This is a genomic window from Nocardiopsis deserti, from assembly GCF_008638355.1.
Lineage (GTDB): Bacteria > Actinomycetota > Actinomycetes > Streptosporangiales > Streptosporangiaceae > Nocardiopsis > Nocardiopsis alborubida.
This window is the reverse complement of sequence record NZ_VWVS01000031.1, coordinates 1-24,678: the sequence shown is the minus strand read 5'-3', so window position 1 is coordinate 24,678 and position 24,678 is coordinate 1. Positions and strand designations below refer to the sequence as shown.

Sequence of the window (24,678 nt, the reverse complement as noted above, 5' to 3'; positions counted from 1 at the left end):
AGGCGCGATCCACAGGGGGAGGGGACAATGCCAGAAGAACCAGAAGAGCAAAGAGAGTACGAAGACCTTCCGGACAAGCCGCTGCACGAGCTCATGAACATCTTCGCTGGCGGCCAGGACAGCACTTACCCGCCGATGGTGGGTATCGACACGGTCACTGCGGACCCCTGGGTCGCGGACGGGCGCTACCACTTCCACGAGACAACCGGGATCGGCGGCTTCTCCTGGGATTACGGCGGCCACGAGATGGACCGCTGGTGGAGTTACAGGGAGTACTACACGGCGTACATGCCCACGTACGGCGGTAGCAGCATCCCTTATGAGACCTACGGCATCGACTACGCCGGCTACACCATGCAGAGGCACCTGTGGGGACAGAAAACCCTCAGCAAAGGCAAGAAGGAACTGCACGAGGACGACACCCCTCCTCCCCAGGACACGTTCCGACAGCAGCTGAGCAACCTGGCGCATCTCGCCGACTACGGGAACAACCAGCTGGTGTCCGACAACTGGGACCTCACACGGTTGCAGAAGACCATCGACAGCCTGGGCGGTCTGCACGAGGCGCTGGCCCCCTACATCGACGGTGAGGGCGGCGGTCTCCTGAACAAACTCTGGCAGGAGATCGACGTCCCGGACGGGGCCATGCAGGGCTCGGCCGCGGCGGCGTACAAGTACCGCCTCGAGGACATGGCGTACCGGATGACCGTGGTCTACATGAAGCTCCCCGAGTTCAAAGCGGAGCTGGAGCGGGTCAAGCTGGTCCTGGTGGCTGTCAACAGTGCTCTCGCCCACGTGGTGGAGGAGGCCCTCACCACGAGGGGAGGGCTCGTCCAGGAAGTACTCGACGACTGGTACTTCTACACCTCCGCGGGGACGGAGGAGTTCAACCCGGAGCTGGACCGGTTCCACGTCACGATCGCCTACCCCGAGGAGACCGGCGGGGACAAACTGACCGGGATCCCCGGCGACCAGGCGACCCAGGACAACATCAACGGCGTGCTCTACCAGAGGTTCCGGAACCACTACCAGAGCGTCTACGAGATCGCCAACCACGTGCGCGACATCATGGCCTACACCTACACACAGGCCTATGACACCGTGCCGACCATCAAAGACCCCGCTCCGCTCGCGCCGCCGACCCCCGAAACCCCTCCCGGGCCCGGCACCGGCGGCGACGGTCCCGGCGGCGACTGGGAGATCGAGAACCCCTTCGATGGCTGGGAGATCGAGAACCCCTTCGATGGCTGGGACTTCGAAAACGAGGGAGGCGGCCCGCCGCCGCCCCCGCCACCGCCTCCGCCGCCGCCCCCGCAGCTCCCGTACAACGGCCCCGGAACCGGCGGTGACGGCCCTGGGAACGAGTACCTGAACCCGCCGCCGCCCCCGCCGAACCTCGGACTCAACGGGCCCGGCACAGGCAACCCCGAGGGTCTGGGCGGCCCGCCGCCTCCCACCCCGAACCTCGGACTCAACGGGCCCGGCTTCGAGCAGGTGGCCAACAACGGCCCCCAGGGGCCGAACGGCCTCGGGGCCCCTCCCCCGCCACCGCCTCCGCCGAACCTCGGCCTCAACGGGCCCGGCTTCGACCAGGGGGCCAACAACGGTTCCTTCACGCCCCCTCCGCCCCCTCCGCCCCCGAACGACCTCGGGCTCAACGGGCCCGGTACCGGTGGCAGTGGCGGAAACGATCCCGGCATGAACGGGCCCTTCATCCCGCCGCCCCCTCCGCCGAACCTCGGCCTCAACGGCCCGGGAAGCGGTCGCGGCCCCGGGGGTTACAACGGTTCCCTGGAGCGCGATCCGGCGACGGGGCTCCCGATCAACCCCGAAACCGGCGAACCCTTCCCCGTCGACCCCGCAACCGGGCTGCCCTTCAACCCCGACACCGGCCTGCCCATCAACTTCGACCCCCAGACCGGCCAGGTCCTGCCCATCGACCCCGTCACCGGCGAACCGATCCCCATCGGGGAGAACGGCAGCTCCCTGGAGTTCGACCCGGCGACAGGGCTCCCGATCAACCCCGAAACCGGCGAACCCTTCCCCGTCGACCCCGAAACCGGGCTGCCCTTCAACCCCGAGACCGAACTCCCCATCAACTACGACCCCGAGACCGGCCAGGTCCTGCCCATCGACCCCGTCACCGGGCAGCCGGTCGGCATCGACCCGGTTACCGGCGGTTCCCTGGAGTTCGACCCGGCGACGGGGCTCCCGATCAACCCCGAAACCGGCGAACCCTTCCCCGTCGACCCCGCAACCGGGCTGCCCTTCAACCCCGACACCGGCCTGCCCATCAACTTCGACCCCCAGACCGGCCAGGTCCTGCCCATCGACCCCGTCACCGGCGAACCGATCCCCATCGGGGAGAACGGCAGCTCCCTGGAGTTCGACCCGGCGACAGGGCTCCCGATCAACCCCGAAACCGGCGAACCCTTCCCCGTCGACCCCGAAACCGGGCTGCCCTTCAACCCCGAGACCGAACTCCCCATCAACTACGACCCCGAGACCGGCCAGGTCCTGCCCATCGACCCCGTCACCGGGCAGCCGGTCGGCATCGACCCGGTTACCGGTCTGCCGACCGACTACGGCTACGGGATGCCGACGCCTCCGCCCGACCTCGGACTCAACGGACCCGGCACCTCCGACGACTACGACTACGGGGTGCAGCCGCCCCTGCCGCCTCCCGACCTGGGCCTCAACGGCCCCGGGACGGGCACCGACGTGCCGATCAACCCGGTCACCGGCGAGCCCTACGTCATCGACCCCATGACCGGGCGGCCCTACCCGATCAATCCCGAGACCGGGGAACCGATCACGAGCAACTACCCGGGCTCGGGACAGGAACCCCCAGACGTCCTGCCGCCGCCGCTGGCCCCCGACGACATCGGCCTCAACTACGGCGGCCTCGGTCCCAGCCCCTACTCCGGTGAGGGCCCCGGCGCTCCGGACAGCTCCGACCGCTCCTCGCTGTTCGCCAACCCCGACGGCACCCAGTATCAGGCGGGCGGCCCCAACGGGTCCGCCGGCGGACCGGGCACCCCGGGCGGCACCGGCGGGCTCGGCGGCGTGGGAGGACTGAGCGGCCAGCCCGGCGCGGGCGCCGGAGCCGCCGGTATGGGAGGCATGGGCGGCATGCCGATGATGCCCCCCATGATGGGCGGCGGCATGGGCGGCGGTGGCGGCGGCGGTGACAACAACCGCGACCGCCAGCGTTCCACCTGGCTCTCCGAGGACGAGAAGGTCTGGGGAACCACGGCCGACGCACAGAGATCCGCACTGGGACGCCCCGTCCCCGGTCAGAGCAAGAAGGGAGCATCCCGGCATGAGCTCGCAGATGCGACACCAGATGGAAGAGGAACTGGCACAGCTTCACAAGACGATGGGCCTGCTGGCGGACGCAAGCGCAAACCTGGAGGCGGCAACAGAAGAGGTCGTGGCCAAGAACAGGCTCGTGGGCGCGAAGGTGAACGCGACGGGGGAACTGGTTGAGCTGAAGTTCCACACCCAGGCCTACCGGGACATGGCCCCCACCGAGCTGGCCGCCGCCATCACCGAGGTGGTCAACAAGGCGCGGAGCCAGATGGCCGAGCGTGTATCGAAGGCCTACAGCCCCTTCATGCCGGACGTGGCGAGCGCGGAGGAGATCATGAGCGGCGACCTCGACCCGCTCAAGCTGCTCGACCGGCTGGGCATCCCCTCCGAGAACCCGCGGCAGTAGGAGTCCCGCGCCACACCCGTGGCTGAGGAGCAAGAGAGGAGACGGACATGACGGACCGCGGCGACGGCTTCTTCGCCGACCTCGACGGCATGGACAGGAACAGCTGGAGCGTCAACGACGCGGCCGAGTACGCCCGTGAGCTCCAGCAGTGGCTGAGCAGCGAACTGGCGGCCCTGGACCCCATCTGGGGCAGGGGCGACAAGTTCGCCGACGACATGGACAATTCCCTGGGGATGCTCAGGACCTCCATCGACGAGTACCTGGGTTTCCTGGTCATCGCCGCGCAGGACACGAGCGCCATCCTCAGCGTCAGCAGGAAGAAGTTCGGCCGTGCGGAAGAGATGAACGTGGACACCGTCCCCGACATGGACATCCCGGACGGGCCCGGAGGACGCCGGTGACCCCCCCCCCCCCCCCCCCCCCCGGGGGGCCCCCCCCCCCCCCCCCACCGCTCCCCCGAGAAGGAGTTCCGATGTCTGAGAGTGCGCAGGCGCGCGGCGGGGCCGAAGGCCGTCCCGCACCGGCGCCTGACTTCCGGTCCGCGCTCTCCGAAGGAGCCGGCGGCACGGTCTCCGACGGAGCCGCGGGCTCCGCGGCGCGCATCGCGCCCGGTCCCCCGTCCGGAGCGGTCGAGGGGTCGGGGGCGGCCGAGGCCGCGCCGGGGCCCCGGATCACCGGTGCCCTGCACGAGCCCGCCGCCCCCCAGGCCCCGGAGGTGGCCCTGGACCGTCCGGGCAAGCCCGTCCTGGCGGGCGCCGCCATCGCGGGCCTGCTGCTGGTCGCCGCTCCCTTCGCCATGACGGCGGGGGTTCCCGGGGTCACCCTGGACACGACACCGCTCGCCTCGGGCGCGGGCGGCGCGGACGGCACCGGCGGCCAGACCTCGGGCACCGCCGAGTCGGGCGCCTCGGCGAGCGGCGAGTCCGGAACCGTCGCGGCACCGGCGGACGCGGGCGCCGCGCCCGCGTCCCAGCAGGGCGGCACCCCCCAGGAGACCGGTTACGTCCCCGAGGTGAGCGGGGACGGGGCCTCGACCCCGACGATGCCCGACCCGGGCACCGCCGCCACCGGCGGGGGCAACCCGGTGGAGACCGCCCCGGCCGCACAGCAGGCCCCGGACACGGCGGCCGCGGGCGCCCCGGAGACCGGGGACGGCGCGGGCGAGGCGGCCGCCGCCGGGGAACCGGGGACCGAGGGCGCCGCGACGGCAGCGGGGGAACCGGGGACCGGGAGCGCCGCGACCGAAGGCGGTGACACGGCCACCGGTCCTTCCACTGGCGGGGAAGGCGCGGACGGCACGGCCGGAGAGGACACGACAGCCGGAGGAGACGAGGGCGCCGGGACCTCCGGGGAGGGTGAGACCGACGGAGCGGCCGGAGAGGGCTCCGGAAACGGCGACACCGGCGCCGGGGACAACGGCACCGGCCCCGCCGCGGAGGAGATGAACGCCCCCCTCGCCGACACCACCGGAACCGGCGACACCGCGCGGGAGAGCGGGGCCGCCGGGAACGGCGACGCCGCGGGCGGCGGGTCGGCGCCAGCCGACGCCCCGGCCGCCGACCCGCCCCCCTCGGAGGGCGGGGGTTCCGTCCTGGAGAACGCGGTCGCGTCCACGGGCGCCTCGGAGCCGGAGTCCTTCCTCGCCGTCGCGGGGCCCGGCTGCCAGGCCTCCCCCGGCGCCTCCTACGCGAACGAGGGGCGCTGGGACAGCGCCGAGGGCACCGCCAGCTGGGCCACCCGGCCCGGCGGGTACGCTCAGGAGGGCTGTGACGGCGGTTACGAGGCCCTTCCCGTCTCGGGCGACCCCGAACGGGGCGACGGCCAGTACGCCACCTGGACGTTCACCCCCGGGGAGGCAGGGGTCGCGTGCGAGCTCTACGTCCACGTGCCCGACGACGAGAGCCCGCTGTGGATCTCCCCCGGGGAGGCGAAGTACCAGCTCTTCTCCGGTCCCTCGTCCGAGGGGTCGCCCGTGGCGGTCTTCGGGATCGACCAGGCGGGGATCCGGGGCGGCTGGGTCCAGGTGACCGGGTTCACCTCCCCCACGGAGGAGTTCACCGTCCAGCTCACCAACGCGGGGACCGACGCCCTCGCGGACCAGGAGCACGCCAGCTCACACGTGGCCGCCTCGGCGGTGCGCGCGTCCTGCTCCTGACCCACCCCCGGCGGGGCGGCTCCGGCCGCCCCGCCACCGCCCCTCCCCCGACTTAGGAAGACACCGATGACCAGGCAGTTCCTCACCGTCGACGCCGACGCTCAGGACGGGCACGCGACGATCACCGAGGCGGTCGAGGCCGCTGACAGCGGTGCCCTCATCACCATCGCCCCAGGCCGCTACGAGGAGAGCCTCGTCCTGCGCGACGTGGTCACCCTGATGGCCCGCGACGGCCTGGGCAGCGTGGAGATCACCACCGCCAGCGGCTGCGCCGTGGTCTCGGGCGCCGAGGCGGTCAAGCTGTCGGGGCTGGTCCTGCGCGGCCGCCACGCCGACTACCCCGCGGTGGACATCCCCCTCGGACAGTTGGAGATGGCCGACTGCGAGGTGGAGGGGGCCTCGTGGACCGCGGTGTCGGTGCGCGGCGGCGGCGCGCTCGCCATGCGCGACAGCCGCGTCACCTGCTCGGCGGGAGCGGGCGTGGTGATCACCTCCTCGGGGCCGAGCGTCATCGAGGACTGCGTGGTCGAGGAGGTCGACACCAGCGCCGTGGTCATCGGCGAGCAGGCCCGCCCCACGATCCGCTCCTGCGTGCTGCGCGACGCCGGGGGCAACGGCGTGTTCGCCAGCGGACAGTCCGGGGGCACGATCCGCGACTGCGAGATCTCGGGGACCAAGAAGCCCGCGGTGGCGCTGGAGGAGGGCGCCGCCGCCTCGCTGCTGGGCACGCGCGTGCACGACACCGAGGGCGACGGGCTGGTGGTCTCCAGCAGGTCGCGCCCGGTGGTCGAGGACTGCGTGTTCGAGGACGTGGGCGGGCGCGGCGTCGCCGTGCACAACGGGGCGGACCCGCAGGTGGCGCGGGTCCGCGTGGCGCGCGCCAAGGGCGTGGCCATCCACCTGTCGGGCCGGGCCCGCGGCACCTTCACCGACTGCGAGGTGGAGGAGTCGGGCGGTGACGCCGTGCGCGCCGAGGAGCGCGCCTCCACCGCCTTCATCGGCCTGGTCGTGCGCCGCGGCCTGGGGCTGAGTCTGGGCGGCGACAGCGTCGTGGAGTTCGACCGCGGACTGGTCAGCGAGACCGCCGGTCCCGGCGTGGTGGTCGAGGAGTGCGCCCCGTTCCTGCGCGCCACCGCGATCACCGGGACCCGGGGCCAGGGCGTGGTGTTCGGCAGGGGCGGCCGCGGACGCCTGGAGGACGTGACGCTGGAGCGCACCGGCAAGAGCGCCGTGTCCGTGGACGAGGGCGGGGCGCCCCTGCTGACCGGCGTGCAGATCTCCGGGAGCCGCGACGCCGGGATCTCGGTGGGCTCGGGCGCGTCCGCCGACGTGCGCGACTGCGACGTGTCGGAGTGCACGGGCGACGGCATCGCCGTACGGGCGGGAGGTAGGGCGACGGTCCTGCGCACCCGGGTGTACAACGGCCGCCGCAACGGCGTGCTGGTGGCGGCCAAGGCGAGCGCCACGCTGCGGCGGTGCGAGGTGTTCGGCAACGGCGCCGACGGCATCCTCGTGCACTCCGCCGAGGACGTGGCGGTGGAGGACTGCTCGGTACGCGAGAACGGCCGCTCCGGGCTACGCCAGACCGTCGCCAGCCAGAGCATGCGCACGGAGGAGCTGCTCAGCCGCGGCAACGGGGCCCCGGACGCGTTCGGCGACCTGGCGGGCGCGCCCGTCCCGATGCCGGAGGTTCCGCTCTCCGAGGAGGGGGACGGTGAGGCCGAGGAGGTCGGCCCCCTGATGGAGCTGGACGCGCTGGTGGGCCTGGCCGGGGTCAAGCACGAGGTCAAGACGCTCGTCACCCGCAACCAGATGGCCCAGCGCAGGGCGGAGATGGGTCTGCCCACACCGCCCATGAGCCGCCACCTGGTCTTCGGCGGCGCGCCCGGTACGGGCAAGACCACCGTGGCGCGGCTGTACGGGCAGATCCTCGCCGAACTGGACGTGCTGCGCTACGGGCACGTGGTGGAGGTGGCCCGCGCCGACCTGGTCTCGCAGTACGTGGGCGGCACGGCGATCAAGACCACCGAGGTGTTCGAGCGGGCCAAGGGCGGCGTGCTGTTCGTCGACGAGGCCTACACGCTGGCGAACGGCAGTGAGGGCGGCGGCAGCGGCCCCGACTTCGGCCGGGAGGCCATCGACACCCTGGTCAAGCTCATGGAGGACCACCGCGACGAGGTCGTGGTGATCGTCGCGGGCTACACCGAGGAGATGCAGAACTTCCTCGACACCAACCCCGGCCTGGCCTCCCGGTTCAGCCGGACCATCGAGTTCGCCAACTACGCGCCGGAGGAGCTGACGGAGATCGTGCGCAACATGTGCGTCTCGCACAGCTACCGGATGGCGGAGGAGACCGAGGCGGCCCTGCTCGCCCACTTCGAGCGGGTGCCCAAGGGCCCGGCGTTCGGCAACGGCCGCGAGGCCCGCAAGCTGTTCGAGGAGATGATCGACCGCCAGGCGTTCCGGCTGGGCGGGACCATCCCCGACAGCCCGGACTCGCTCACCCTCCTGCTGCCCGAGGACCTCGGGGAGGCGGCCGAGGAGGAGCAGCTCGGCGGCACGGCGGACGGGATCGCTGCCCTGCGCGAGGAGCTCAACGCCATGGTGGGCCTGGCCAGTGTCAAGGAGACCGTCAACGACCTGGCCAACCTGCTGCTGATGTCGCAGCAGCGGCGCGCCATGGGGCTCCAGGTGGCGGCGATGAGCCACCACCTGGTGTTCGCCGGTCCCCCCGGTACCGGTAAGACGACCGTGGCCCGGCTGTACGGCAAGCTCCTGCACGCCCTGGGGGTGCTGCGCAGCGACCACGTGGTGGAGGCGGCCCGCTCGGACCTGGTCGGGCGCTACGTCGGGCACACCGCCCAGCTGACCGCCGAGGTGTTCGAGCGGGCCAAGGGCGGCGTGCTGTTCGTGGACGAGGCCTACTCGCTGGCGCCGCGCGGATCGGGCAACGACTTCGGCCAGGAGGCCATCGACACCCTGGTCAAGCTCATGGAGGACCACCGCGACGAGGCGGTGGTCATCGTCGCCGGGTACACCAACGAGATGCAGCGCTTCCTGGACTCCAACCCCGGTCTGGCCTCGCGGTTCAACCACCAGGTGGAGTTCCCCGACTACAGCGACGACGAGCTGGTCACCATCGTCGAGCGGATGGCCAAGGGGTCGGGGTACACCTGCGGCGAGCAGACGGTGGCGGCCCTGCACGAGCACTTCTCGGGGGTGGTCCGCGACGTGAACTTCGGCAACGCCCGCTACGCGCGCCAGGTGCTGGAGCGGATGATCACCCGCCAGGCGGGCCGCCTGGTCAACGGCGTCCAGAACGCCACCAGGGAGGACTTCACCACCCTGCTGCCCGAGGACATCCCGGCGCGCTGACACCCGCGGCCCGCGCGGGGGTCCGGTGCGGCGGGGCGGCTCCCCCCGGAGGACGGCCCCCGCAGCGTCCTCCGGGAGGGAGCCCGGTCACGGACTCAGCCGTGGCCGGGCGCGTGCCCGCCGACCTCCTCGCGCAGCTGTTCCAACACCCCCGACAGCAACCGCGACACGTGCATCTGCGAGTACCCCAACCGGTCCGCTATCTCGGACTGGGTGTGGTCACCGAAGAACCGCAACCGCAGGATCTCCCGCTCACGCGCGGGCAACCGCGCCAGCGCGGGCTTGAGGGACTCTCGCTGGACCACACGCTCCAGGCCCTCGTCCTCCTTGCCGAGATGGTCCTCCAGCCGAGCGCCGTCCCGGCCCTCGGCGTCGGAGGAGTCCGGCGCGTCCAGGGACAGGGAGCGGTAGGACTCCGAGACCTGCGTCAACTCACTGACCTCGGCCTCGGGCAACCCCATCTCGTGGGCCAGTTCCGCGATCGTGGGCGTACGCGCGTGCTCCTGCTGGAACTCCCCCGTCACCCGGCGCAGCTTCACCCGGTTCTCCTGGTGGCGGCGCGGCACCCGCACCGCCCAGGTGTGGTCGCGGAAGTGCCGTTTGATCTCCCCCGTCACCGTGGGCAGCAGGTAGGAGACGAAGGGCTTGCCGCGGTCCGGATCGTAGCCGCGCACGGCCTTGACCAACCCCACCATCGCGGTCTGCTTCAGGTCCTCCAACGGCTCACCACGGCCCCCGTAGCGGCGCGCGATCTTGTTGATCAACGGCTGGTAGAGCACGACCACCCGCTCACGCAGGTCGTCGGCCCTCGGATCGTCGTCGGCGAGGTCACGCAGCTGGGAGATCAGCTCCTCGGGGCGGACCTCCCCGGCCTCCTGGACCTCTTCGGTCCCCGTGTCCTCGGGGACGGTGTCCTCGACCGACCTGCGTGGTCTGGGGATCACGGGCAGTCGGTCGGTGACGGTCGTTGACGTGTGTGTTTCGGTGAGAGACGTGGACAAGAGGAAACCCCCCGGTGCTCTGTCCTGTGTGCTCATGTACCTGCCTGGGCAGGACACCGGCGGCGCGCATCCCGCGCGCGACCCGCGGGGCCGGTGGCCCTGTGGCTGGCGAGACAGCCGCGATGCACAGACTAGGTTCCCTCAGGAACGGCTTCAAAAGCCGCGGATCCAATTTTTTGTCGCAATACGACAATTATCTTGCAAAAAGCGGCAAAGTACCTCAAATTCGACACGCGACACCCGCCCTGCCCGCGGCTCCGCTCCCAGCGCCCCCGAGGCCCTGCGGCCCGCCTCCCCGCACAGGGGCGGCCGCGTCGGTCGGATACACAGTCGCACGGTTCCGGACGTCGGACGCGATCCGACACGTGCGGGCCGCCCCGGAAGGACCCCGCGACATGGTCACCCTGAGCACCTACGACAATACTGAGCGCGACGCTAGGGTGGGTGGCATGACCGTTCCGCACCTGTCCCTGAACAACGGCGTCGAGATCCCGGCCCTCGGTTTCGGCGTGTACCAGACACCTCCCGAACAGACCGTCTCCGCCGTCGAGACGGCCCTGGCGACCGGTTACCGGCACGTCGACACCGCGGCCGCCTACGGCAACGAGCGCGAGGTCGGGGAGGCGATCCGCCGCTCGGGCCTCGACCGCTTGGAGGTGTTCGTCGAGACCAAGGTCTGGATCAGCGACTACGGGTACGACGAGACGCTGCACGCCTTCGACAAGAGCGCGGGCAAGCTCGGCGTCGACCGGATCGACCTGCTCATCCTCCACCAGGCCCTTCCCGGCGAGTTCGACCGCACCCTCGCGGCCTACAGGGCGCTGGAGAAGCTGCTGGCCGACGGCGTGGTGCGGGCGATCGGGGTCAGCAACTTCACGCCCCAGCACCTGCGGCGGCTCCTCGCCGAGACCGAAACCGTGCCCGCGGTGAACCAGATCGAGGTCCACCCCTACTTCCGGCAGTCCGACCTGCTCGCCTTCGACGCCGAGCACGGAATCCTCAACCAGGCCTGGTCGCCCATCGGCGGCATCACCTTCTACCGCGACGGGAGCAAAGGCTCCACGCTCCAGGACCCGGTCATCGGCGAGATCGCCCGGGCGCACGGTAGGACACCCGCCCAGGTGATGCTGCGCTGGCACCTCCAGCAGGACCGGCAGGTGATCCCCAAGTCGGTGACGCCCTCGCGGATCGCGGAGAACATCGACGTGTTCGACTTCGAGCTCACCGCCGACCAGCTCGCCGCCGTCGACGCGCTCGACACCGGGATACGCGGCGGGCCGGAGCCGGAGGACATCACCCGGGAGAACGCCTGGATCGACGTCCCGGAGGCCTGAGGACGCCGGGGCCGGGCCGCGCGGGCCCGGGAGGCGCGGGAACCCGGATCTACCTCGGGGCCAGCGGGCTGGCGAGGAGCAGCCCGGCTCCCGTGGCCGTGCCGGCGCCGACACCGTCCAGGCACAGTTCCTGGAGCGCCTCGCTGTCGCGCACCACGGCCTCACCGGTGAAGTGGTACCGCGCGGGCCTGCCGCCCAGGTGCTTCCACCTCACCGAGGTGACGTCCAGCGCGCCCGCGAACTTGCCGTCCAGCCAGCCCTCGAACTCCTCCTCCGGAAGAGGGGCCCGCTTGCCGCGCGGGCGCGTCCCCTCACCGGCGGGCTCCGCCCCGCGCTGCGCGGTGGGCGCCGTGATGAGCTCCCAGCGGACGGTCTCACCCTCGGAGTACCGCGGCATCGGGTGGATCGCGGCGGACGTCGCGCCGGGGACCTTGCCCCAGGCGGGGGCGGTGTCGGAGCTGACCACCAGCGTGCTCGGCGAGATGCGCGCCCACAGCACGCGGGCGTCGGACTCGGGGTCGGGGTCGACCGCTCTGCGCACGGCCTGCCCCATGACCGCCCACTGGTCCATCCGGGCGCTGCGCTTGGGGTCGAGGTTGATGCGGGACAGGTACAAGGAGTTCCCCTCCGGGGCGTCCCCGCCGGGGCGGGGATTCGTGTTCGTGTTCGGTCGCGGGCCGTCGAGGATCACCTCCGCCCGGGACGGAGTTCCCACTGTACGAGGCCCTGGGCCCCGGGTCGGCCCGTCCCCGGCCCCGGCGTCAGGCCCGGTTGGAACACGCACCGCGCACGGACACGGCGGCCCGCCTTCCCCTGCCCCCTCCTGGATCGGCTGCGGCTGCGCCACGCTCCTCCCCAGCGGCCCCGGGAGTCTCTGCCAGTACCCCTATCAACCGGGGCTCCCTCTTCGCCCCCGCGCGTGGTGACCTGGGAGGAAGCGCCAGTTCTGTAGTCGTCTCGCCGTTCGGCGGCCCGGCTCCTCTCCCAGCAACAGGAAGGGACCGGCCTTCGCCATGCCCGCCACCGCTCCGTCCGCAACGAGGACCGCCCGGCTGCCGTTCGTGAGGTTCGAATCCTGTATCGCCCACCATCTCCCCAGGCCAGAGCACACGCTCTGGCCTGAGTCGTTTCCGAGGTTCCCTGTGTGGGGGATATCCGGGAGATCGTCTCCGAAGCGGGTCCCTCCGGGAGCCCGTTTTCGTCGTCTCCGCAGTAGTGCTCTTCGAGCGTCGGCGCCACGACGAAGAGCCACTCCCGTTCCCGAAGCGCGAGAGCCACCACGCTCCCCCACCACCCATTCTCGAGCACGCTGAGTACACGCCGCTTCGTCTCCGGGGTCACGACCCGGGCCATCCACGCCACCCGGTGCCCCAGCCGTGTCGCACGGGCCACCTCCGGGATCTCGTCCCCGGCAAGTCACGTGCGGTGGGTGTGACGTCCCTCATGGAAAGCGAAACCCGGCAGGACCGGTGAGCACAACCATCCCAGGCCGCTGCGCCGATCGCCGTCCCACGCGGATCGCCAGAACCGGTACGAAACGCGCCTTCGCGGCCATCGCGACCTCGATGATCGGCATGAACGTGCTCAGCAGTCTCCTGCCCGAGGCCGCGGTGGGCGGACCCATCATCGAGGACCACGCGGACGCCGTCTGGGCCTCGCTGATGCTCGGCCCCGCCCAGTCACCACGGCACGCATGGAGGAACCGGTAGTAGACGGCCTGCTGGTGGCGCTGCTCGGCGCCGCCCGGTGCCCGGTGTGGGAGGTCTACACCGTCGCGGTCCTGGCCAAGGCCGTCTACCACCTCACCTACGGGCTGCCCGTGCCCGCGCTGATCCCGGCGGCGCTGGTCATCGTGTGGCTCTACCACCGGACCGGTCGGCTGTGGCCGGTGATCATCGCCCACTCCGCGCTCGTCACCCGTTCGCACACCATCATCCGCGACTGACCACCGTAGTCACCGCCTCGGGAAAGCCCACCCGTGCCGCTCACCAAGCAGGGACTGCCGCCTCACCGACACTGCGTTCAGCATCGGCTCCTTCACCCCCTACTGGCCTGACCCGCCGAACACGAAACGCTCCCATGACACGGCCCGCCAGCCCCTCGCGGTGGTTACCCCGCCCCTCCCCTGTCGCGGACACGTACGCGACACCAGTGCGCGATGTGGCTTCCACGGGAGAAAGCACTCACAGCAACCCCAGGGCCGGGCCCGCCGCGACACCCGCCCCCAGGGAGACGATCGCGGCGGTGACGGCCACACCCGTGCTCCACGGACCGGGCTCGTCCGCAGGACCCTTCCCCTTCCCCGTCACCTGGAAGAGGGGCAGGATCCAGCGCAGGTAGTAGAAGAGGCTCGCGACGGTGTTGGCGGCGGCCAGCACCATGAGCCAGCCCAGCCCCGCCTCCAGCGCGGCGGTGAACAGGGCGAGCTTGCCGACGAACACCGCCGTGGGCGGAGTGCCCACGAGCCCGAGCAGGCACACGACCAGGCTCAGCGCGAGCCAGGGGTGGCTGCGGAAGAGGCCCGCGTGGTCCTCCAGCGTCCGGGTCCGCAGGGTGCACACGACCGCGAACGCACCGAGGTTGGCCGCCAGGTAGGCGCCCAGGTAGAAGAGCAGTCCCGGCTGGGCCAGCTCCGCACGTCCGCCCACCGCCGCCACGGCCATCAGCAGGTAGCCGACCTGGCTGACGGTGGAGTAGGCCAGCAGGCGCCGGGCGTTGGTCTGGAAGAAGGCTCCCAGGTTGCCCAGGGTCATCGACGCGGCGGCCAGGAGCGCGGCCAGCAGCGTCCAGTCCAGAGCGGCCCCGGACATCACCTGGTCGCCCAGCCGGTACAGGGCGGCCAGGGCGCCGAGCTTGGGCACGGTGGTGACGAAAGCGGCCACGGGCGCCGGGGCACCCTCAGTGACGTCGGGCACCCAGAAGTGCAGGGGCACTCCCCCGGCCTTGAACAGCAGTCCCGCCAGCACCGCGACGGTACCGGCGGCCACCAGGGCGCGCGGTGCCTCGGGCAGGGCGGCGGCCAGGCCCGCGTAGGCGGTGGTGCTGCCCGCCCCGAGCAGCAGGGTGGCCCCGGTCAGCAGCAGGATCCCCGCCAGGACGCCCAGAAGGTAGAACTTCAGCGCGGCCTCGGTCCCCGATGCGTCCTTGGCGAAGCCGACCAGTGCGTAGAGGGGGATGCTCGCCAGGAGGTAGGCCACGGCGAGCACCAGCAGGTCGCTCGCGCCCGCCAGCGCCACCGCGCCCAGGCCGCCGAGCAGCAGCAGGACGTGGAACTCCGACTCGCGCGGATGGGAGGCGAGGGAGTCGGCGGCCAGCAGCACGGTCGCCAGGACTCCCGCGATCACCAGGGCGCGCACCGCGTGCGTGGCGGTGTCCACGGTGTAACCGCCCGAAGCCGACCCGGTCGCGGTCGCCGCGGACGCGACCGTGACGGCCAGCGCGGTCAGGAGCGCCGCGATCACCAGCAGGCGCACGCGTCCCTGCCGGTGCCGTGGCGTCCAGCTTCCGAGTAGGAGCGCACCCACCGCGGCGAGCGCCAGGATCAGCTCGGGCAGCAGAGCGGCCAGGTTCATTCCCCCCATACCGCTCATCCGGCCACCAGGGCGGCCAGGGCCCGTGCCGCGGGTTCGATGCGTCCGAGCAGGAAGTGGGGCATGAGGCCGATGAGGACAGCCAGGGCCAGGAGCGGCACGATCGCGGCGGTCTCACGGACGGACAGGTCACCGACCCGACCCGTGCGCGGCCCCGGTCCGCCCAGGAACAGCCGTTGCAGGGCGCGTAGGAACAGGGCCGCGGTGACGAGGATGCCCAGCAGCGCCAGCGCGGTGGCGACCGGCACCGGTCCCAGGCTGCCCGCGAAGATCTGGAACTCGGCGACGAACCCTGACAGGCCCGGCAGGCCCAGGGAGCCGAAGAAGGCCACCGCCGCGAGGGCGGCGAAGCGCGGGGCCCTGGCCGCCAACCCCCCGTAGGAGCCCATGTCGTAGGTGTCGCCCCGGTCGTGGAGGGCACCGGCGATCAGGAACAGCGCCCCCGTGAGCAGCCCGTGGCTGACCATCTGCGTGACCGCGCCGGTGACTGTCAGGGAGGCCGCACCGGACTGCGCGCCCGTGGCCAGGCCCGCGGCTCCCAGACCCAGGAGGATGTAGCCCATGTGGTTGACGGAGGTGTAGGCGACCATGCGCTTGAAGTCGGTCTGGGCGAGCGCGACGAGCGCCCCGTACAGGACCGAGGCCACACCGACGACCACGGCGACCATGGCGTACTGGCCCCAGACTCCGGGGAGGATCGGCATCGCGATGCGCACGAACCCGTAGGTGCCCATCTTCAGCAGCACCCCGGCCAGGATCGCCGACCCGACCGCGGGGGCGTCGGTGTGCGCCGGGGGCAGCCAGGTGTGGAAGGGGACGGTGGGCGTCTTGACGGCCAGGCCGATCCCGATGGCCAGGAGCACCAGCCCGCCCGCGAGGCCACTGCCCTCCAGCGGGGTCTGGTCCGCCAGCTCCACCATGTCGAAGGTGCGCGGCTCGGAGGCCACGTACAGGCCGATGAAGCCCAGCAGCAGGGCCAGCGATCCGAGGAAGGTGTAGAGGAAGAACTGCAGCGCCGACCGGGCAGCCCGGCCGTGCCCCCAACCGGCGATGACGAAGTACATCCCCACGATGGACAGGTCGAAGAAGACGAAGAACAGCAGCAGGTCCAGGGCGCTGAACAGGCCCAGCGAAACCGTTTGGAGAAAGAGGAAGAGGACGGCGTGGGCACGGGCGCGCCGACGCTGGCGCAGGGAGTGGACCGCGCACGCCAGGAAGAGCACCGCGGTCATCGCCAGCAGGGGCAGGGAGAGCCCGTCGACGCCGACGTGGTAGGACGCGCCGACGTTGGGGATCCACAGCACCCGCTCCTCGTAGGCCAGGGGCCCGGTCATGGCTCCCCGGGTGCCGGAGGCGAAGGGGTAGTACGCCCACAGGCCGACGACCAGTGCCAGGTCCAACGCCGCCACCGCGACCCAGGTCCACGCCACCGCCTCGTCGCGCGGACGCGGGAGGGCCAGCAGTACCAGGCCCGCGAGCAGGGGCAGGAAAACGACGACGGAGAGCACGCCTCACCTCATCAGGACGACGACGGCGGCCAGGACGACGAGTGCGACGACGGCCTGGACGTAGTACTGGTGCAGCAGACCGGTCTGGGGTCGCAGAGCCCACGCGGCCGCGGTCCGCGCTCCGGCCGCGACCGCGCGCACGGCCCCGTCGACCCCCGCCTCCCCGCGGGTCCGGGCCAGGTCCGCGGCGCGCGTCCCCCCGACCGCGCAGGCACGCACGGCCCGGGCGAGCGTCCGGTCGTCGAAGGAGGCCAGGCCGCCCGAGAGGGACACGACCAGGCGGGCGGCGGCCCGCGACCCTCCTGCGGCCACGCGATCGTCGAAGGAGGCCAAGGCCCGGGCGAGTCCCGTCACTGGTCTGGTGACCAGGACGTGCGCGGCTGTCTCCAGGCCGAGCCACCCTCCCAGGAAACGCTGGCCGGGTACGGCGCCGAGGTGGTCGCGGGCCGCCGCCCACCCGGTGATGGCGAGCACCGCGGCCACCAGCAGTCCTGACAGTGCCATCTCCCACACCGCGGGCTCCGGCTCGCCCGTGGCGGCCAGCAGCGCGCGCCACCACCGCGCGACCGGGGGAAGGGCCAGGACGCCGAGACCGACCGTGGCGGCGGCCAGGGCGGCCAACGGCAGTGCCTCGGCCCGGGGCAGCGACCGGTCGGCCCCCTGACGAGGCCCACCGTCCTCCTCCACCGGTGTCGGGGACCAGACCGCGGCCAGGGCCCGGGCGGCGTAGGCCGCGCTCACCGCCGACGCCGCCAGACCCGTCGCGTACAGGGCGGGGCCCGAGTGCAGCACCGCGGCGAGCGCCTCGTCCTTGGCCGTCCACAGGGGCAGCGGGGGCAGTCCGGCCACGGCCAGCGCGCCGACGGTGAAGACGGCCCCGACGAGGGGACGCCGACGCGCGGCTCCGCGCAGACCGCGCAGCTCCCGTGTGCCCAGTGCCGCCAGCCAGGCCCCGGCGCACAGGAACAGCAGACTCTTGGCCGCGGCGTGGGCGGTGAACTGCGACATCCCTCCGCCCACACTGCCCGCCCCCGCGGCCAGGACGACGAAACCGAGCTGGGAGCACGTCGAGGCGGCCAGGAGCTGCTTAAGGTCGGTCTGGTGGAAGGCCACCGCCCCCATCAGCAGGGCGGTGGCCGCTCCGACCCAGGCCAGGGCGGGCCCAGCCCAGCCCGTGACCGCCAGCGCGGGTTCGACCCGCACCAGCAGGTAACCGCCCGCGGCGACCATGGTGGCCGAGTGCAGCAGGGCCGAGACCGGGGTGGGACCGGCCATCGCGCGCGAGAGCCAGAAGCTGAACGGCAGCTGCGCGGACTTGCCCAGCGCGGCGAGGACCACACCGGCCACGGCCGCGTCCCGCCATCCGCCGTCCAGGGAGGCCAGACCAGAGAGCTGGAGCGCACCGGCGCCACCGGCCAGGGCCGCACCGGCGGCCAGGTACAGGCCCAGGTCCCCGGCCCGGGTGGTGAGGAAGGCCAGTGTCGCCGACCGGACGCGGTGGAGGTCGTCCCACCAGTAGCCGATGAGGGCGTAGGAGAGGGCACCCATGACCTCCCAGGCCGCGAGGAGGACGAACAGGTCGGTGGCGGTGACGGTGGTGAGCATCGCCGCCGTGAAGAGCAGCATGAGGCCGAAGAAGCGGCCGCGAGCCTCCCCCGTCCCCATCTCGGCGGAGGCGAAGAGCACGACCGCCAGGGCGACGGCGGCCACGGTGAGCACCGCGACCGCCGACAGGCCGTCCACGGCCAGGCCCGCGGGGACGCCCGGGAGCAGGGGCGCGGACGCGGAGGGGCGCGTCGCGGCGGCGACCGCTGCCGCCGCCAGGGTCAGCACCAGCGCGCCGACGGCGCAGGGCGCGGCGACCGCGTCGGCGCGCCGTCCCGTCAGCACCAGAACCGCACCCGCGGCGGCGGGCAGGCCGACCAGCGCCCACAGGACCGCCGTCACCGGTCATCACCGTCCCCGTGGGCACTGTGGTGGCCATGGTCACCTTGGTGCCCGTGATCGCCGTGATCGCCAGGGCCACCGGAGCCGCTGTGGTCGGCGAGGTCGGCGGCCATGTCAACCATGTCGACGTCGCGCGCACGGAAGATGGCGGTGGTGACGGCGAAGCCCATCGCCATCTCCACCGCCATCGCGGTGACGGCGACCAAAACCAGGACCTGTCCGTCGGGCCGCTCGGGCGAGGTGTACAGCCACAGGGCCGCCGCGGCGACGATGACGGCGTTGACCATCAACTCCAGACCCATCATGACCATGACGACGGACTGCTGGCTGAGCGCGCCGAACAGCCCCACCGAGAACAGGGCGGCGGCCAGGAGGAGGTAGGCCTCCAGCGTCATCAGCGCAGCCCCCCGTCGATCGGGTCGTCGGGGCGCTCGCGTCGCAGGTCGTCGCCGTAGCGGTCGTAGCGGCCGCGGTGGGTGGCGAGCACGGTGGCGGCCACCATGGTCGCGAACAGCACCAGACCGACGAGCATCATGACGAGCATGTGCTCACCCATGATCGCCCCGCCCAGCGCGAAAGCGGGGTCGGCGGGGGGATCACCCGTCCGCTCGGGCCAGGGCACCAGGACGACTCCGGCGGCCAGCAGCAGGAACACCGCGGCGGACACGACCAGGGAGCCGACCCTGTTGTGCACCATGGTCATCGGCATGAGCCCGGCGGGGTTCATCATGTACATGATCATGAAGACGGCCATGACCATCATCTCCATGACCATCATGAGGATGACCAGAACGCCCAGGTAGGACAGACCCAACAGCAGGAGCGTCACTCCCGTGAACAGGAACGAGGCCAGCAGGGCGAAGGTCGCCCGGGCCATGGAGTCCACCACGAACACCGCGGCGCCGGACGCGACCGCGCCCACGGCGCAGACCGCGAACACCACCGTCTCGGTCATTGCTCCTCACCTCCCTCCTAACGCACCAGCACGTACACGGCGACCGCGAGCGCCTGGAGCAGGGTCACGGGGACGAGGACCACCCAGCCCACTTCGGCGAACCGGTCCATGCGCACCGCGGGGAGCTGGTGGCCCGTCCAGACCAGGAACGCCAGGACCCCGACCGTCTTGACCAGCGTCCACACCCAGCCCGGCAGGAGCGGTCCCATACCGCCACCCAGGAAGAGCGGTACCGCCATCGCGGCCACGACGGCGAGGAACAGGTACCGCCCGGCGCGGAGAACCAGCAGGTCCACACCAGAGAGCTCGGCGGTCGCGCCCCCGACCAGGTCCCGGCCCACGGGCGCCGCGAAGGGCCCCCAGAAGGCCATGGCCAGGGCCGAGAGCAGGTAGACCGCGAAGGCCGCGGGCATCAGCACGGCGAACCAGACCTGCTCCTGGGCGGCGACGATGTCGCTCACGCGCAGCGAGCCCGCGCCCAGGGCCGCGGCGGTCAGGGCGAACATGTGCGGCAGCTCGTAGGAGAGCCCCTGGACGAGGAACCGGTAGCCCCCGACCAGCCCCCAGACCGAGTTCGCGCCCCAGCCGAGCATCCACAGCGCCGCCCAGACCACCACCTCCATCGCGTTGAACCACACGACGCCGACGGACAGGTCGCTGACCGCCGCCGGGCCGAGCGGGATGACCAGGGCCGCGAGCACGGCGGCGGCCGGGACCAGCGCTCCTCCCAGCCGCCACAGCAGCGTGTCCGCGCCGGGGATCGTGCGGCGCCGCTGCACCAGCAGCCGGGCCGACTCTCGCGCCGGGGCGGCCAGCCCCGCTCCGGGTGCGGTCCCCGCGGCCCGGGCACGGAGCGCCGCCGCTCCGGCGGCGGCACCGTAACCGAGGGCGAACAGCAGCGCGGGGACGAGGAGGACGGTCCACAGCGGTGCCGTCCCGCTCACGTGCCCGGCTCCGGGGCGTAGGCGCCGACGGCCTCGGTGTCGGGGTCCAGGGAGGCCACGATGAGCCGTACCGACGCCAGTTCCTGACCGACGACCAGCGCGGGGACCGCCTCCAGGGCCGCGCGTGCGGTGTCGGGGTTGGTGGCGGCGGGCACGGCGGCGGCCCACCCGGGCGCCGCCGCCTCGATGCGTTCCAGCCAGCGCGACCAGCGGTCGGCGGCGTCGCCGCGCAGTTCCTCGGGGGCCGTCACCCCGACCGTTCCGAGACCGCCGGTGGCCCAGCGCAGCAGGCGCGAGCGGCGCACCGTGCGCACCCAGCGGCGCAGGGCCGGCCCCAGGCCCGGATCCGCTCCGGGCTCCAACAGGGTGTCGCGCAGGCGGCGTCCGGCCAGGGCGGCGGCGGGCCAGCCCGCGACGAACAGCAGGCGCTGCGCCGAGTCCAGGGCGCACGCCGCACCAGCCCGTGAAAGGTCGTCCGCGTGCGCCGCGTCCCAGAAGGAGGAGCCGTCCCGCGCCCCGACGAGACGGACCTGTGCCTCCTGCACCACGTCCCCCTGGACCGTCATGCGCAGTGACAGCCCGGCGGGCCAGTCGGGCAGGGCCGGGCCGAGGGTGAGGTGCAGTCGGTCGAGTTTGAGGCCGTCGCGGTCCTCCGCCCGGTCGGCCATGGGCAGGCCGCCGGGCATGTCCTCCCCGTCCTCGGCCTCGGCACGCTCGCGCGCGGCCCGGTCGCGCTCGTCGGCGTCGCGTCGTTGGGCGGTGATGTCGAGCAGGTCGGCGCGAGCGCCTTCCAGGACCTCGCCCGCCTTCTCGGGGAAGGGAACGCGCACGCGGGCGCGCGGACCGGGAAGCTGTGCCCAGACCCGGTCCAGCATTCCGTCGAACTCGACGTCGCCGGGGCCGCACACCACCAGCAGGTCGGCCTCGGCAGGAGAGGGCGCCTGGCGCCAACCGCGCTCGCGCAGGCCCCTCTCCACGGCCAGTCGCGCGCCGGTGCCCCCGATCGCGGTCACGACGAAGGCGCACGGCACGGCACGGCGCAGCAGCCATTCCGTCAGGTCCACCGGAACGCCCCCTCCCGCCACGCGTAGACAACGGCCGCGACCAGGACGGCGAGGAAGACGAACATCTCCACGACGGCGGGCGCGCCCTTGTCCGCCACGACGAGCACCCACGGGTACATGAAGACCATCTCCATGTCGAAGGCCAGGAAGAGCAGTGTCACCGTGTACCAGCGCACGTGGTACCGCGAGACCGCGTGTTCGGTCACGGCCGCGCCCGACAGGAACGGCTGCACAGTCACCGGCGCGCGACGCAGGCGCACCGCCCAGGAGAGGCCGTAGAGCCCCGCGACCAGCGCGACCGACAGCACACCCAGCGCGAGCGCTGGTCCGAACGCGTCCACGTCTGCCTCCTTCCCGCGCCCGGTGCGCCTGCCCGCAGGAAGTGGTGTGAAACCCGTCGGAGCCACGGCCCTCGGTCCAGCCCTCAGGCTAGGAGAGGGCGGGGCCGAATCCGGGGAGAAACACGGGCAGGGGTGAAAGCGCTCCTGGGGCCGCCCCAGGGAGCAGAGGGGCCAGGGCCGGCCCGGGGTCACCCGAACCGGCCCTGTCACGGACGCCGGATAGCGGAGTAGTGCCCCTGCCCCCTGCCGTTCGCGGAGCGCTCAGTCGCTGCCGGGATCGGACGCCTCGAACGTCTGCCCGCCGTCGGAGGAGAACACCAGCGTTCCTCACGCCGCGACCACGACCTGCTCCTCATCGGCGTACATCGCCTCGGGCTGCCCGTCGACCGTGCCCAGGGCGGTCCAGCCCTGACTGGTGTCGTCGCTGCGGTGGGCGGTACCGCCGGTGTCGATTCCGTAGACGGTGTCGGTTCCCCTGGCCCAGTCGAGGAGAACCAGCGGAGGAGCCGCGTCGACCCCGGTGAAGGAGCGTCCGCCGTCAACGGAGCGGCTGAGCCCCTGCTGTGTGGTGGCCAGGACGGTCTCCGCGTCGTCGGAGGCTGCCAGCGCGACGGCGTCGAACCCCTCTTCCGTATAGCCCTCGACCCGCATCGCTCTCTCCTTCTCGTTCGTGGGCAACGCCCACGGCCTCACTCGTGGGAGTCCCGTCTCCGGGGCGACGCGAAGGGACTGACACGCCGCACCTCGAAGACCCCCCTTTCGCCATTTACCCCCAGGGGGTATAACCCAAGCATGCTTCCACTTCTGAGGAAACTCGGCGACCAGCAGTCGGACCGCCCGTGCTCGGCAGTGTGCGGACTGGGTTCAGCGGAGGTGACGCTGCTCCGCCAGGTTCTGGGACTGTGCCTGCGCCTGCGCGTCACCCTCGCCGGGCACTGTCCGCAAGGCGGACACCAAAGGCGCGGGCAGTCCAACGGGTGATCCCTGCCCCTGGTTCTGGGCTCACCCTGAACGGGTCACGAAGCGCCCTCCTTCGAAAGCCCTCATCGCAGCCCCGCGTCCGACACGGCGAGGCCGCCGGAAAGCTCTCCAGCCGGACCGGGCGTGGACTGGAGCAAGCACGGTACCGCAGGCTCAGGTCGGCCTGTCGGTACGGGATGCGCACCACCGCGGACGGAGAGCCCACGGGCGAGAATCAGAACCGGCAGTGCGCTCAGGACCAGGCGTGATCAAACGTGGTCGAGTTCGATTCCGAGCCGGTGTCCTGTCACGTCGCGAAGGCGCCATTGACCCAACACATCAACGTCCGTTAGTTTGTTGTCATGACTTCCGATGCCTGCGAGCTCCTCTGTCTCGACCTGCCCCAGGCCGAGGCGGTCCGCACCCTCGTGCCCGCCGACGAAGGCGTACGCCCCGCCGCCGACCGCGCCCGGGCCCTGGCCGACCCCACCCGGCTGCGCATCGCCCGCGCTCTGGCGGTCGGCGACGAGCTGTGCGTGTGCGATCTGGCCTGGGTCTGCTCCGCGTCGCAGAACCTCGTCTCCCACCACGTCCGGCAGTTGCGCACCGCTGGTCTGGCCACATCGCGGCGTGACGGCAAGCTCGTCATGTACCGCCTCACCGACACCGGTCGCGCCCTGCTGTCCTTGTTGCTGCCCGACCTCGACCTCGAGTCGACCGTGAGAGAGGGTTGATCCATGTCCGACCTGTGCTGTGGCGCAGACGACGCCCCGGAGCCGCGCCGGGATCGTCCGTTGATGAACCTGACCCTTGCCCCCGCCTCCCAGGCCCCGGCCTCGGTCACGTGCTCCTGCTGCTCGGGCGATGCCCCGAAACGCGTCCGCCCTGCCGCCACCGCGTCCGGCGACGACTGCTGCGCGGATGGCGCACAAGAGCACGGGCACCCCACCACTGAGGGTGCGGCCGACGCCGACGGGTGCGGCGACCCCACCTGCGGCTCGCCCGCCCCGAAGCCGGAGGAGGTTCCGGGCGCGTGGTGGGACTCGGCCACCGTCCGCTGGGCGGGTCTGGCCGGAGCACTCTGGCTGGCCGGGACACTCACCGGATGGCTGACCCAGGCTCCCGTGGCCGCGACCGTGCTGTTCGCGGGGGCGGTCGCGGCGGGCGGGTGGACCTTCGTCCCCGGCACCCTGCGCGCCCTGGTCCGCGGGAAGCTGGGTGTGGGCACGCTGATGACCGTGGCCATGGCCGGCGCGGTCCTGCTCGGCGAGGTGGGCGAGGCCGCCATGCTCGCCTTCCTGTTCTCCCTGGCCGAGGCCCTGGAGGACCACGCAGTGGCCCGCACCCGCCACGGTCTGCGTGCCCTGCTCGACCTCGTCCCGGCCCAAGCCACCGTGCTGCGCGAGGGCCGCGAGACCACCGTCTCCCCCGACGACCTCACCGTCGGGGACCTGCTCCTGATCCGGCCCGGCGAGCGGATCGCCACCGACGGCGTCGTCCGCTCGGGCCGCTCCACCGTGGACACCTCCACCGTCACCGGTGAGTCCGTCCCCGCCGAGGCCGTCGAGGGGACCGAGGTGTTCGCCGGGACCGTCAACGGCGGCGGCGCCCTGGAGGTGGGGGTCACCGCCCGGGTGACCGACAACTCCCTGTCCCGCATCGTGCACATCGTCGAGCGCGAGCAGGCGCGCAAGGGCGCCGCCCAGCGCCTGGCCGCCCGGATCGCCCGCCCGCTGGTGCCCGGAATCCTCGTCGCGGCGGCCCTGATCGCCGCCGCCGGTTCCCT

Annotated in this window: 21 protein-coding genes; 10 read left to right on the top strand and 11 right to left on the bottom strand. The window is 72.3% G+C overall.

Features of this window, described 5'->3' with window-relative positions; translation table 11 throughout:
• The first annotated feature begins 27 nt into the window (after nt 1-27).
• The 5 genes from FYW99_RS30180 (at nt 28) to FYW99_RS30160 (ending at nt 9,248) form a co-directional block, all read left to right on the top strand.
• Nucleotides 28-3,489: a YML083C domain-containing protein gene (locus tag FYW99_RS30180; protein ID WP_150255747.1), complete on the top strand. Its 3,462-nt coding sequence runs from the start codon at nt 28-30 to the stop codon at nt 3,487-3,489.
• Nucleotides 3,380-3,718: a YbaB/EbfC family nucleoid-associated protein gene (locus FYW99_RS30175; protein ID WP_150255767.1), complete on the top strand. Its 339-nt coding sequence runs from the start codon at nt 3,380-3,382 to the stop codon at nt 3,716-3,718. The genes FYW99_RS30180 and FYW99_RS30175 overlap by 110 nt, the downstream gene beginning before the upstream one ends.
• Nucleotides 3,719-3,765: 47 nt before the next feature.
• Complete coding sequence (locus FYW99_RS30170; protein ID WP_150255745.1) at nt 3,766-4,119, top strand: hypothetical protein; 354 nt, start codon at nt 3,766-3,768, stop codon at nt 4,117-4,119.
• 71 nt (nt 4,120-4,190) lie between these two features.
• Nucleotides 4,191-5,873, top strand: a complete 1,683-nt coding sequence (locus tag FYW99_RS30165; RefSeq protein WP_150255743.1) for a hypothetical protein — start codon at nt 4,191-4,193, stop codon at nt 5,871-5,873.
• 66 nt (nt 5,874-5,939) lie between these two features.
• Nucleotides 5,940-9,248, top strand: coding sequence for a right-handed parallel beta-helix repeat-containing protein (locus FYW99_RS30160; RefSeq protein WP_150255741.1), 3,309 nt, complete (start codon nt 5,940-5,942; stop codon nt 9,246-9,248).
• A 95-nt stretch (nt 9,249-9,343) separates the two neighbouring features.
• Here the strand turns inward: FYW99_RS30160 and FYW99_RS30155 are convergent, their stop codons facing one another.
• Nucleotides 9,344-10,192 carry a SigB/SigF/SigG family RNA polymerase sigma factor gene (locus tag FYW99_RS30155; protein ID WP_150255739.1) on the bottom strand — a complete coding sequence of 283 codons (849 nt, stop codon included), beginning with the start codon at nt 10,190-10,192 and terminating at the stop codon, nt 9,344-9,346.
• Between the two features lie 506 nt (nt 10,193-10,698).
• On the opposite strand from FYW99_RS30155, the gene FYW99_RS30150 reads away from it, so the two are divergent.
• Nucleotides 10,699-11,583, top strand: a complete 885-nt coding sequence (locus tag FYW99_RS30150; protein ID WP_150255736.1) for an aldo/keto reductase — start codon at nt 10,699-10,701, stop codon at nt 11,581-11,583.
• A gap of 49 nt (nt 11,584-11,632) precedes the next feature.
• On the opposite strand, the gene FYW99_RS30145 is transcribed toward FYW99_RS30150, so the two are convergent.
• The gene (locus FYW99_RS30145; RefSeq protein ID WP_150255734.1) at nt 11,633-12,199 is read right to left on the bottom strand and encodes a type I-E CRISPR-associated protein Cas6/Cse3/CasE; all 567 of its coding nucleotides are present in this window, start codon (nt 12,197-12,199) and stop codon (nt 11,633-11,635) included.
• 853 nt (nt 12,200-13,052) lie between these two features.
• Between FYW99_RS30145 and FYW99_RS32675 the strand changes: the two genes are divergently transcribed.
• On the top strand, nt 13,053-13,292 hold the full coding sequence (locus FYW99_RS32675) for a hypothetical protein (protein WP_223839798.1): 240 nt from the start codon (nt 13,053-13,055) through the stop codon (nt 13,290-13,292).
• Complete coding sequence (locus tag FYW99_RS30135) at nt 13,277-13,528, top strand: CPBP family intramembrane glutamic endopeptidase (protein ID WP_223839796.1); 252 nt, start codon at nt 13,277-13,279, stop codon at nt 13,526-13,528. Before FYW99_RS32675 ends, FYW99_RS30135 begins: the two co-directional genes overlap by 16 nt.
• A 238-nt stretch (nt 13,529-13,766) precedes the next feature.
• Here FYW99_RS30135 and FYW99_RS30130 read toward each other — a convergent pair whose 3' ends face one another.
• From FYW99_RS30130 to FYW99_RS30090, 9 genes are all read right to left on the bottom strand, one after another.
• On the bottom strand, nt 13,767-15,173 hold the full coding sequence (locus tag FYW99_RS30130) for an NADH-quinone oxidoreductase subunit N (protein ID WP_223839794.1): 1,407 nt from the start codon (nt 15,171-15,173) through the stop codon (nt 13,767-13,769).
• A complete protein-coding gene (locus tag FYW99_RS30125) occupies nt 15,170-16,681 on the bottom strand; it encodes a complex I subunit 4 family protein (protein ID WP_150255732.1) in 1,512 nt (503 codons plus the stop codon). The genes FYW99_RS30130 and FYW99_RS30125 overlap by 4 nt, the downstream gene beginning before the upstream one ends.
• A 3-nt stretch (nt 16,682-16,684) precedes the next feature.
• Nucleotides 16,685-18,628, bottom strand: a complete 1,944-nt coding sequence (locus FYW99_RS30120; protein ID WP_150255730.1) for a proton-conducting transporter transmembrane domain-containing protein — start codon at nt 18,626-18,628, stop codon at nt 16,685-16,687.
• Nucleotides 18,625-19,023, bottom strand: a complete 399-nt coding sequence (gene nuoK / locus FYW99_RS30115; RefSeq protein WP_150255728.1) for an NADH-quinone oxidoreductase subunit NuoK — start codon at nt 19,021-19,023, stop codon at nt 18,625-18,627. Before nuoK ends, FYW99_RS30120 begins: the two co-directional genes overlap by 4 nt.
• The gene (locus FYW99_RS30110; RefSeq protein ID WP_150255726.1) at nt 19,023-19,583 is read right to left on the bottom strand and encodes an NADH-quinone oxidoreductase subunit J; all 561 of its coding nucleotides are present in this window, start codon (nt 19,581-19,583) and stop codon (nt 19,023-19,025) included. The genes nuoK and FYW99_RS30110 overlap by 1 nt, the downstream gene beginning before the upstream one ends.
• 17 nt (nt 19,584-19,600) lie before the next feature.
• Nucleotides 19,601-20,527, bottom strand: coding sequence for an NADH-quinone oxidoreductase subunit H (locus FYW99_RS30105; RefSeq protein ID WP_150255722.1), 927 nt, complete (start codon nt 20,525-20,527; stop codon nt 19,601-19,603).
• Complete coding sequence (locus FYW99_RS30100) at nt 20,524-21,591, bottom strand: hypothetical protein (protein WP_150255720.1); 1,068 nt, start codon at nt 21,589-21,591, stop codon at nt 20,524-20,526. Before FYW99_RS30100 ends, FYW99_RS30105 begins: the two co-directional genes overlap by 4 nt.
• Nucleotides 21,582-21,932: an NADH-quinone oxidoreductase subunit A gene (locus FYW99_RS30095; RefSeq protein ID WP_150255718.1), complete on the bottom strand. Its 351-nt coding sequence runs from the start codon at nt 21,930-21,932 to the stop codon at nt 21,582-21,584. Before FYW99_RS30095 ends, FYW99_RS30100 begins: the two co-directional genes overlap by 10 nt.
• Before the next feature lie 327 nt (nt 21,933-22,259).
• Nucleotides 22,260-22,583, bottom strand: a complete 324-nt coding sequence (locus FYW99_RS30090; protein ID WP_190394865.1) for a beta propeller repeat protein — start codon at nt 22,581-22,583, stop codon at nt 22,260-22,262.
• A 671-nt stretch (nt 22,584-23,254) separates the two neighbouring features.
• On the opposite strand from FYW99_RS30090, the gene FYW99_RS30085 reads away from it, so the two are divergent.
• Nucleotides 23,255-23,626 carry an ArsR/SmtB family transcription factor gene (locus tag FYW99_RS30085; RefSeq protein ID WP_150255716.1) on the top strand — a complete coding sequence of 124 codons (372 nt, stop codon included), beginning with the start codon at nt 23,255-23,257 and terminating at the stop codon, nt 23,624-23,626.
• Nucleotides 23,627-23,629: 3 nt separating this feature from the next.
• Nucleotides 23,630-24,678, top strand: a 1,049-nt coding sequence (locus FYW99_RS30080) for a P-type ATPase actuator domain-containing protein (protein ID WP_150255714.1), incomplete at its 3' end; no start/stop codon positions are given.